General features: G+C 65.2%; 3 protein-coding genes. 1 reads left to right on the forward strand and 2 read right to left on the reverse strand.

What is annotated here, in order from left to right; all coding sequences use genetic code 11:
• The first annotated feature begins 68 nt into the window (after window positions 1-68).
• Window positions 69-1,955: a sulfate adenylyltransferase subunit CysN gene (cysN, locus tag ACIQ42_RS17495; RefSeq protein ID WP_397423510.1), complete on the forward strand. Its 1,887-nt coding sequence runs from the start codon at window positions 69-71 to the stop codon at window positions 1,953-1,955.
• Here the strand turns inward: cysN and ACIQ42_RS17500 are convergent.
• Both ACIQ42_RS17500 and ACIQ42_RS17505 read right to left on the reverse strand, forming a co-directional pair.
• A complete protein-coding gene (locus ACIQ42_RS17500; protein ID WP_397423508.1) occupies window positions 1,952-2,479 on the reverse strand; it encodes a VOC family protein in 528 nt (175 codons plus the stop codon). The two genes, cysN and ACIQ42_RS17500, sit on opposite strands and share 4 nt — an antisense overlap.
• Before the next feature lie 10 nt (window positions 2,480-2,489).
• Window positions 2,490-3,084 (reverse strand): NAD(P)-dependent alcohol dehydrogenase (locus tag ACIQ42_RS17505; protein WP_397423509.1); only part of this gene is annotated, 595 nt, incomplete at its 5' end.

The raw sequence follows: 3,084 nt of genomic DNA on the forward strand, positions 1-3,084 counted from the left end.
CACGATCCGGCCGCCTCGATGGAGAAGAAGAAGCAGGAGGGCTATTTCTGATGACCTCCACCTACGAAATGAGCACCTCGGACCTCATCGCCGAGGACATCGAAGCCTACCTTCTCCACCACCAGCACAAGTCGCTGCTGCGGTTCCTGACCTGCGGCTCGGTGGACGACGGCAAGTCGACCCTGATCGGGCGGATGCTCTACGATTCCAAGATGATCTTCGAGGATCAGCTGGCGGCGCTGGAGGTCTATTCCAGGAAGGTCGGCACCCAGGGCGGCGATATCGACTTCGCCCTGCTGGTCGATGGCCTCTCCGCCGAACGCGAGCAGGGCATCACCATCGATGTGGCCTACAGGTTCTTCTCGACCGACAAGCGGAAGTTCATCGTCGCCGATACGCCCGGCCACGAGCAGTACACCCGCAACATGGTCACGGGCGCCTCCACCGCCGACGCCGCCATAATCCTGATCGATGCGCGCAAGGGCGTGCTGACCCAGACACGCCGCCACAGCTATCTCGTCAGCCTGCTGGGCATCCGCCACGTGGTGCTGGCGATCAACAAGATGGACCTGGTGGACTACCGTCAGGACCGGTTCGACGAGATCCTGGCGGACTACCGCGCCTTTGCCGCCCAGATCGGCATCACCGACTTCACCGCTATCCCGATGTCGGCGCTGAAGGGTGAGAACGTCACCGAGCCGTCCTCGAAGATGGCCTGGTACGCCGGCGCGCCGCTGCTGCGCTGGCTGGAGGATGCGCCGGTGGAGGACGACCTGCAGGCGCGCCCGTTCCGGATGCCCGTGCAGTGGGTCAACCGGCCGGACCTCGACTTCCGCGGCTTCTCGGGCCTGGTGTCATCCGGGGTCATCAGACCCGGCGACAGCATCAAGGCCCTGCCCTCGGGCCGGGAGAGCACGGTGGCGCGGATTGTCACCCTGGGCGCCGATCTGCCGGAAGCGGTGGCAGGTCAATCGATCACGCTGACCCTCAACGACGAGATCGATATCTCGCGCGGCGACGTGATCGCGCTGGCTGGCCAGCCGCCCGAGGTGGCCGATCAGTTCGAGAGCACCATCGTCTGGTTTGACGACGAGGCCCTGCTGCCCGGTCGACCCTATCTGATGAAGCTGGGCGCGCGGACCGTGACCGCCCAGGTCGCCGAGCCGAAGTACAAGGTCAACGTCAACACCCTGGAGAAACTGGCTGCGACCCGGCTGGAGCTGAACGAGATCGGCGTCTGCAACCTGTCGCTCTCCGCGCCCATCGCCTTTGACCCTTACGTCGCCAACAAGGACCTTGGCGGGTTCATCCTGATCGACCGCCTGAGCAACCGCACCGTCGGCGCAGGGATGCTGCACTTTGCCCTTCGACGCAGCCAGAATATCCACTGGCAGGCCATGGACGTCGACAAGGCCGCCCGGGCCGCGTCGATGGGCCACAAGGGCCGGGTGATCTGGTTCACGGGCCTGTCCGGCTCCGGCAAGTCAACCATCGCCAACCTGCTGGAAAAACGCCTGCACGCCGAGGGTCGTCACACCTATGTGCTGGACGGCGACAATGTCCGCCATGGCCTGAACCGGGATCTGGGCTTCACCGACGTCGACCGGGTTGAGAACATCCGCCGGGTCGCCGAAGTCTCGCGCCTGATGGTGGATGCGGGCCTGATCGTGATGGTCTCGTTTATCTCGCCCTTCCGGGCCGAGCGACAGCTGGCGCGCGAGCGGGTCGAGGCGGGCGAGTTCGTCGAGGTGTTCATCGACACCCCGCTGGCCGAGGCCGAACGACGCGATGTGAAAGGCCTCTACGCCAAGGCCCGCGCCGGCGACCTCAAGAACTTCACCGGCATCGACAGCCCGTATGAAGCGCCCGAGTCCCCGGAGATCCGCATCGACACCACGGCCATGACCCCAGAACAGGCGGCCGAGGCGATCTACGTCTGGCTGAACAACAACTAGGCCGAAACCACCGCCCGCGCCGGCTCATGGGCCACATCAGCCGGGGTGAAGTCGCGCAGGACGGCGGCGTATTCCAGCATGATGCCGTTGGGATCGCGGAAGTAGACCGAGCGCACCCAGACGCCCTCGTGCATCTCGGCCGCGGCGCCCATTGGGCTGTCGTCGTGGTTGACCACCACCGGCACCGAGACCTCGACGCCCGCAGCCTTGAGCCGTGCGATCGAGCCTTCCAGTTCGCTTTCGTCCAGATCGAAGGCCACGTGGTTCATGGAACCCACGGCCGTCTTGGGATCCATCGGGAATGCTTTCACCGAGGCGATGCCCGGCGCGGCCGGGGGCGCATCAGCCCACCAGAAGAAGGCCAGCAGTGTGTCGCCCCCGCAGTCGAAGAAGAAATGCTGGCCGCCGCCAGGCAGTTCCACCGTCTTGACCAGGGGCATGCCCAGCGCCTCGGTATAGAACTTCACCGTCTCGGCCATGTCACGGCAGACGAGCGCCAGGTGATTGATTCCCTTGGTCTTCATGGCCGTTCTCCTAGAACTGCAGCACGATCTTGCCGAAGTGTTCGCCCCCGGCCATGGCGGAAAACGCCGCCTTGGCGTCGGTCCATGGGAACACCTTATCCACCACGGGGCCAATCTTGTGCAAATCAATCGCGCGGCACATGGCCTCGAACATGTCGCGCGAACCCACCGATAGGCCCTGCAGCTTGGCGGAGTTGCCGATCAGGGCGGCCGGGTTGAAGGGGTCTCCAGCGCCTGCCACCACGCCGATGATGGCGATGTGACCGCCGATGCGGATCGCTTTCATGCTTTCCTGGATGGTGCCGCCGCCGCCGACTTCCATGATGAAGTCCGCCCCGCGACCGCCGGTCGCCTGGCGCACGGGTCCCGACCAGGCGGGGGTGGTCTTGTAGTTGACCAGGTGATCGGCCCCGATCGCCTGGGCGCGGGCCAGTTTTTCGTCTGACGACGAGGTGATCACGGTGCGATACCCGGCGGCCTTGGCGAATTGCAGGCCGAAGATCGAGACACCGCCTGTGCCTTGCAACACCACCGTGTCACCAGGCTCCAGCCGCGCATCCTCAAACAGACCCCGCCATGCCGTGAGGCCAGCGCAGGGCAAGGTG

Source organism: Phenylobacterium sp., from assembly GCF_044372605.1.
Lineage (GTDB): Bacteria > Pseudomonadota > Alphaproteobacteria > Caulobacterales > Caulobacteraceae > Phenylobacterium.

What these genes read in the sequence shown, in the direction of transcription:
- cysN (WP_397423510.1), top strand. Translation starts at nt 69, where the DNA reads ATGAGCACCTCGGACCTCATCGCCGAGGACATCGAAGCCTACCTTCTC.
- ACIQ42_RS17500 (WP_397423508.1), bottom strand. Translation starts at nt 2,479, where the DNA reads ATGAAGACCAAGGGAATCAATCACCTGGCGCTCGTCTGCCGTGACATG.